The organism is Streptomyces sp. NPDC041796 (assembly GCF_055590785.1).
This window is the reverse complement of record NZ_JBVJAH010000047.1, coordinates 1-5,851: the sequence shown is the minus strand read 5'-3', so window position 1 is coordinate 5,851 and position 5,851 is coordinate 1. Positions and strand designations below refer to the sequence as shown.

Here is a 5,851-nt window from a genome sequence, read left to right as displayed (position 1 = left end):
CGCTGCCGCCGGTCGAGGTGCCGCCGTCGGAGCTGCCGCCGACCGAAGTCCCGCCGTCGGAACTGCCGCCGTCGGAGGTGCCGCCGACCGAAGTCCCGCCGTCGGAACTGCCGCCGGTCGAGGTGCCGCCGGTCGAGGTGCCGCCGGTCGAGGTGCCGCCGGTCGAGGTGCCGCCGGTCGAGGTGCCGCCGGTCGAGGTGCCGCCGACCGTACAACCGCCACACCTGGCCCGCACGGGAACTAGTGCAGGTCTAGGGAACGTGCTGCCCGCAACGGCCGGCGTGTTGGTTGTGATCGGCGCAGCCATCCGACGTTGCTTCCGGGTGAGGAGCGCGAGCTCATAGAAGCGCGCCATACGCCTTCGTAAAGCACGACGACTTCAGTCAGACAACACGCCCTACGCGTACATAGACGAACCGGTTAGCGCGTGCCATAGCGGAGCGGATCGGAAAGGTCTGCTCCGCTCGGCAGAGAAAGCACTGGAGGGGACCGATGGAAGGGGCACCCGAAATCGGTTCAGTACAACCTGCGCCGACCGAAGCATCTACAGGGCAGCAGCTGCGTGACGTCGTGACGGTTTCCCGCTGGTCGGTGACACTGCCAGCGGGTGCCGTGCCGACCGGTGATCAGGTGGTGCTTGTTGCCGGGCCGGGCACCGCCGACCAGCGAAGGCCCGACGCTCGGTGCCGAGTTCCTCGCCGGCATCGGTGGCAGTCTGGACTCCTTCCCCACACTCCACCGCCTCGCGGCCTTCTCCGGGATGGCCCCCGCACCATGTGACTCCGGCCAGATCAGCGGCAACCTGCACCGGCCCCGGCGATACCACCGACGCCTGCAGCGGGTCCTCTACACCTCCGCACTGATCAGCATCCGCAGTGATCCCAACTCCCGCCGCTTCTACGACCGCAAACGCGCCGAAGGTAAACGGCACGTCCAGGCCGTGCTCGCGTTGGCACGACGCCGCGTCAACGTCCTGTGGGCCCTCATCCGTGACCGGCGGTGCTACCAAGTCACACCACCCGAGGCGCCTCATGCCGCTTGACTTCCAGATTGGGAAGCCTCGTAGTCCGGGTGCTCCTTCCAGCGGGCGGCTACGTGGAGCAGCGCCAGACCGACCCCGTCGATGAACCCGGCATCCCGTCCGGCGATGGCACCGTGGTCGCGATAGGGCAGGAGCTCCCCGCGCACGACGAGCTGCGCCGTGATGCCAAAGACGAGCGGATCGCTCCCGGCAGCGGCCGGTCGAGCTCGGCGAGCCGGTCGGCGATGAACTGGTGGATCGCCCAGTACTGCTTGGTTGTGATCACTGTGCTCGCCCTCATTTGCTTTGGTCGCACCCACTGAAGCATCCGGTGCGGTACTGAAGCACAAGCTGCCGCTGCCCCTGGTCAGGCGGGATCGCTGCCGATGACGGTGAGGACGGTTACTGACCCCGCATGCCTGGGGCGTTGGGCCGTTCGTTGTACGTCGTGGAGGCCGGGCGCCGTTGCCTGGGCCATGGGGTGAGAGGACCACGAGGATGAGCACGATCGACCCGGACGCCGAGCTGAAGGCGCGTATCGCGGAGGTCAAGGAGCGATTCGCCGCCGAGTCCGAGGGCGGCAAGCTGACCGTCCGGCGCGACGACGGCCTCTACCGGCATCTGGAGGTCGAGATGCCCAAGTCCAGCGCGTACTGGTTCGAGGTGGTGACCTGGCCCGGCGCCCTGGCGGTAACCGGGCACACCGGAACCCATGTCTTCCGCCGCGACCACGACATGATCGAGTTCTTCCGCACTTGCATGGGCAGCGGAACCACCTGGGAGGTGGACACCCGTTACTGGGCGGAGAAGGTCCAGCCGGACGGCATCAAGGGTGTCCAGGTGTATGCCGAAGACCGCGTCCGCGCCTACATCAAGCAGGCCGCCGAAGAAGGTGAAGCCGTGCACCCGGGCTTGGTCGAGGAGGTCGAGGAGGAGCTGTTCTCCCGCTACAGCAGCGCCGACCTGGAGACCGAGGCCGGCACCAAGACCGCGCTCGCCGCGTTCGAGTTCGACGGCTTCTGCTTCGACACAGACGGCTGGGAGTTCACCGAGTACGACTACTGGTTCCTTTACATCTGCCAGACCCTCGCCTGGGCCGTAGCTCGCTATGACGCCCGAGTTCCGGCCGCTGCCTGAACAGTCCCTGCCGCGGTGTTGGGTGTTGACGCAGCGCGTGTCCTCCGCCGGTGCGGGGCGTTGGGTGGTGCGACGCGTGCGCTGGTTCGGACGCCCCACGTCTGGCCGGTGCAGTCCGCGGCCCCCGATTCCGCGCTCTGGCGTCGGGGCCGCGTCAGCTTCCCCGAGGCAGACGAAGGTCCTGATCTCCCCAGTCAGGGCCTTCGTGCTGCCGGGCGCTGTTGCGTGCGACCCCGGCCGGAGTGGTGGACTGATGGGGCTGCCGGACCGGGGCCCAACCACGGTGACGGTCCGGCAGCCCGAGAGCGCGGCGCCGTACGGCGCCAGCGTGCTCACGGGGGAGCGGTGCGGGTGGCGGTGGGGGCCGTGCCCGAACCGCGCGGTCAGCGGCTGGCCAGGGATATTGGCGAGGACCTGCCGCCACAGCGTCACCGGTCGCTCCCGTCCGTGGGCGCGGGCACCACGGCGGCCGGCTCGGTGTCCGCGCCGGTGTCGTCGTCCTCGTCCGGCAAGGGGCGGTGGCCAAAGGGCCCGTCCTGCCCAGGGAGGGCTCCCAGGACTGGAGCCCCCTTCGCACGGTGGCTTGCGTACATCATGCGCTGATGCTCCCCGACGTCTGGCCCGGAATGCTCCCGACAGTCTGGAGGGCGGTGAAGTCGTTGTGCGCCTGTGTGACGGCCTCCAGGTACGGTGACGGTCGCGCCGAGGTCGTGCAGGGCTTGGGCGACGGCGAGCGCGGGCGAGTCGCGGATGTCGTCGGTCTCGGGCTTGAAGGCGGCGCCCAGACGGTGATCCGCCTGCCGCGCAGATCGGTGCCCAGTTCCTCGCGGGCGAGGTCGATGACGCGCTGGCGGCGGCGGGTGTTCACGGCGCCGGCTTCCCGGAGGATCCCAGCCGCCTCGTCGGCGTCGAGCGCGTCGGCGCGGGTGATGAAGCCGCCGAGATCCTTGGGCAGGCAGCCGCCGCCGAAGCCGAGGCCGGGCCGCATGCCGCGGCGGTCGATGCGGATGTCGTGGCCGAGGATGTCGGCGAGCTCGGCGACGTTGGCGCTGGAGGCTTCGCAGACCTCGGCCATCGCGTTGATGAAGGAGATCTTGGTGGCGAGGAAGGAGTTCGCGGCGCCCTTGGCGAGCTCGGCGGTTGCCCAGTCCGTGATGATCGTCGGTGTCCCCGCTTCGATGATCTTGCCGAGCGCCTGCCGCAGCAGGGCTTCGGCCCAGGAGTGCTCGGTGTTGAAGCCGAGGACGAGCCGGTCGGGGCGGAGGGTGTCCTCGACGGCGAACGACTCGCGCAGGAACTCCGGGTTCCAGGCGACCTCGATGCGGTCCCCGGCGGGAGCGTGTTCGCGCAGGAGGTCGGCGACGCGGGGTGCGGTGCCGACGGGGACGGTCGACTTGACCGCGACGACGGCCGGCCGGGTCAGGCCGGGGACCAGCTGGCGGAGGGCCTCGAAGAGGTGGCTGAGGTCATAGGCGTCGCTGCCGGACCGCTGCGGGGTGCCGACGCCGATGAAGTGCAGGTCGGCGAAGTCGGCGGCGGCCTCCTGGTAGGAGGCGGTGAACTTCAGCCGGCCCGACGCGGTGTGCTTGGCCAACAGGTCGTCCAGGTCCCGCTCGAAGAACGGGGCCTTGCCAGTGTTGAGGGTATGGACCTTGTCGATGTCCAAGTCCATGCCCAGGACCTCGCGGCCGAGCTCGGCCATGCAGGCGGCGTGAGTGGCGTCGAGGTAGCCGCATCCGAATCACGGTCATCTTCATGAGCGGGGTGTCCCTTCGGGTGGGGCCGCCGTCGGCGCCCCCACCCTTGCCCCGCCCGAAAAGGGCGGGGTGATCAGGAGGGCCGGGCGGTCAGGTGACGGTTGATCCCGTCCCGGATGAACGGTGGGATCGTGAGGATGTCGACGTGCTCGGGGGCGAAGAACTGGAGCTTGACGCCCTCGCTGAGCGGGAGGCTGGTTTCGTCGCCGTCCCAGGTGCCGGAGAAGAAGGTGATGATCTGCCCGGAGCCGCGGTAGTCGGTGATCTCGAACAGCTCGGTCAGGGGACCGGCGGTGAGGCCGGCTTCCTCGTCGAGTTCGCGGGCGATCGCGATGGCCGGGGCCTCGCCGGGATCGCAGCCGCCTCCCAGGAGACTCCAGTGGGCTGGCCAGGCGATGTTCGGCAGGTCGTCGCGCAGGTGGAGGAGGAGCTCGCCGCGGCGGTTGGTGATGATCGCGACGGCTCCGCGGGCGGCGCCCAGCCCGCCGGCGCGTCGGTGAGGGCGGTGTTGATCTGGGCTCGGCCCACTCGGCGAGGTCGCCGTTGAGCCAGGCGGGGACCGGGGAGGCGAAGCCGAGCTTGTCCCGGCTGGCCCAGACCTCGCGGGGCAGGCCGAGAGCCTTCGCGGCATCCCGCAGGATCCGCTTGCCCTGGGCCGGGTCGGTGATCTTGTGGTCGACGGGCAGCCGGTAGCACAGCTCGACCAGGTCGCGTGCGAGGTAGGGAGACCGGCGTTCGAGCGCGTAGGCGGACGCGAGCTTGTCGCTGGTCATCACCAGCGGCCTCCAGGCAGTCGGCCAGGTCCGCGAGGGTCAGGCTGCGGGCCAGGTCCCCGCCCGCCCGGGCCATCGCGTCGGCGACCAGGTCCCTCACCCGCCCGTCCGGGCCCGGTCCGCGCAGAATCAGCCGGGCGGCGGCCTCCACCGGGTCGAGGGGCTCGCCCGCGGTGTGCAGGAGCTTGGCGGCCAGCGGCCGGTATGCCCCCAGCCCGGCGTTCAGGACGGCGTCGGGGAAGAAGAGGGCCAGGGCCTGGCGGACGTAGCCCATGAGGAACTCGTCCGGCCCCAGCCCGCCGATCACGACGCGAAGGCCCAGGTCGGCCACCTTCCGGTAGGCCATGTGCTCGGAGAAGGTGGACGCGTTGCCCATCGGGTAGTCCAGGGCCCGCATCATGTGCGGCAGGGCGGTCGTGAAGTCGACGTGGTCCGGCTCGACCACGACCAGCTCAGCCTTGACGTCCCGGGCGATCACGGCGGCCGTGGAGGACTCGTCCAGGCGGTCCTGGCCCGGGTAGCGGACGGTGACGCAGACCGGCGGCCGCATCAGGTAGGCCAGCACCGCCGAATCCAGCCCTCCGGAGAGGAGGAGGGCGAAGTCGCAGGCCGGGGACCTGAGCGGGATCTGCTCGGCCAGGACCGTGGAGAACTTCGCCAGGGCCTCGGTGTAGGTGCCGGTGAACGGTGCCCGGTCCTCCAGATGCCACCAGGTCATCTGGTCGATGGAGCCGGTGGTGACGTCGAAGGACAGCAGCGTGGCCGGGGCCAGCAGCTGGATGCCCTGGAACGGGGTGTCCACCCCGACGGGAGTCTCGATCGCGGTGACCTCGGGCCGTAAGACCAGCGGGGCCGGTCCGTAGCCGGTCAGCGTGGTGACCTCGGAGGCGAACGCGAGTCGGCCGCCGTCCAGGCGCCAGTAGAGCGGCTTCTCACCCAGCCGGTCGCGGGCCAGGAACAACTTCGCGACCCGCGTGTCATAGACGGAGATGGCGAACATGCCGTCCAGGCCGTCCAGGCAGGACGGGCCGATCTTGGCCCATGTCGGCGTACGAGCGGAAGTGGCCCTGGCAAGATTTCCGTGACGCCGGGGTGTGCGACCGTGCGCCGGTGACGCTCCGTCACGGATAGTGGCGTCTGAGATGGGCCATGAGGATCACTCG

The 5,851-nt window shown here is 70.0% G+C and carries 5 protein-coding genes and 4 pseudogenes; 4 read left to right on the top strand and 5 right to left on the bottom strand.

Going from position 1 to position 5,851, the window contains the following annotated elements; all coding sequences use genetic code 11:
• The 4 genes and pseudogenes from ACZ6C1_RS37640 to ACZ6C1_RS37625 all read left to right on the top strand — a co-directional run.
• On the top strand, positions 1-344 hold a 344-nt coding region (locus ACZ6C1_RS37640; protein ID WP_469247570.1), incomplete at its 5' end, for a hypothetical protein.
• 326 nt (positions 345-670) lie between these two features.
• Positions 671-1,042 (top strand): annotated as a pseudogene (locus tag ACZ6C1_RS37635) (transposase); the annotation flags it as partial.
• A 53-nt stretch (positions 1,043-1,095) separates the two neighbouring features.
• Entirely contained in the window at positions 1,096-1,344 is a 249-nt protein-coding gene (locus tag ACZ6C1_RS37630) for a hypothetical protein (RefSeq protein ID WP_469247569.1), read from the top strand.
• A 175-nt stretch (positions 1,345-1,519) separates the two neighbouring features.
• Positions 1,520-2,158, top strand: coding sequence for a hypothetical protein (locus tag ACZ6C1_RS37625; protein ID WP_469247568.1), 639 nt, complete (start codon positions 1,520-1,522; stop codon positions 2,156-2,158).
• 428 nt (positions 2,159-2,586) lie between these two features.
• Here the strand turns inward: ACZ6C1_RS37625 and ACZ6C1_RS37620 are convergent, their stop codons facing one another.
• From ACZ6C1_RS37620 to ACZ6C1_RS37600, 5 genes and pseudogenes are all read right to left on the bottom strand, one after another.
• Complete coding sequence (locus tag ACZ6C1_RS37620; RefSeq protein WP_469247576.1) at positions 2,587-2,910, bottom strand: hypothetical protein; 324 nt, start codon at positions 2,908-2,910, stop codon at positions 2,587-2,589.
• An 89-nt stretch (positions 2,911-2,999) separates the two neighbouring features.
• A pseudogene (locus ACZ6C1_RS37615) lies at positions 3,000-3,860 on the bottom strand (nucleotide sugar dehydrogenase); the annotation flags it as partial.
• A gap of 128 nt (positions 3,861-3,988) precedes the next feature.
• A complete protein-coding gene (locus tag ACZ6C1_RS37610) occupies positions 3,989-4,546 on the bottom strand; it encodes an NUDIX domain-containing protein (protein WP_469247567.1) in 558 nt (185 codons plus the stop codon).
• A pseudogene (locus ACZ6C1_RS37605) lies at positions 4,488-4,688 on the bottom strand (asparagine synthase-related protein); the annotation flags it as partial. The gene ACZ6C1_RS37610 and the pseudogene ACZ6C1_RS37605, both read right to left, overlap by 59 nt.
• Before the next feature lie 250 nt (positions 4,689-4,938).
• Positions 4,939-5,721: pseudogene (locus tag ACZ6C1_RS37600) on the bottom strand (asparagine synthase-related protein); the annotation flags it as partial.
• Positions 5,722-5,851 lie beyond the last annotated feature (130 nt).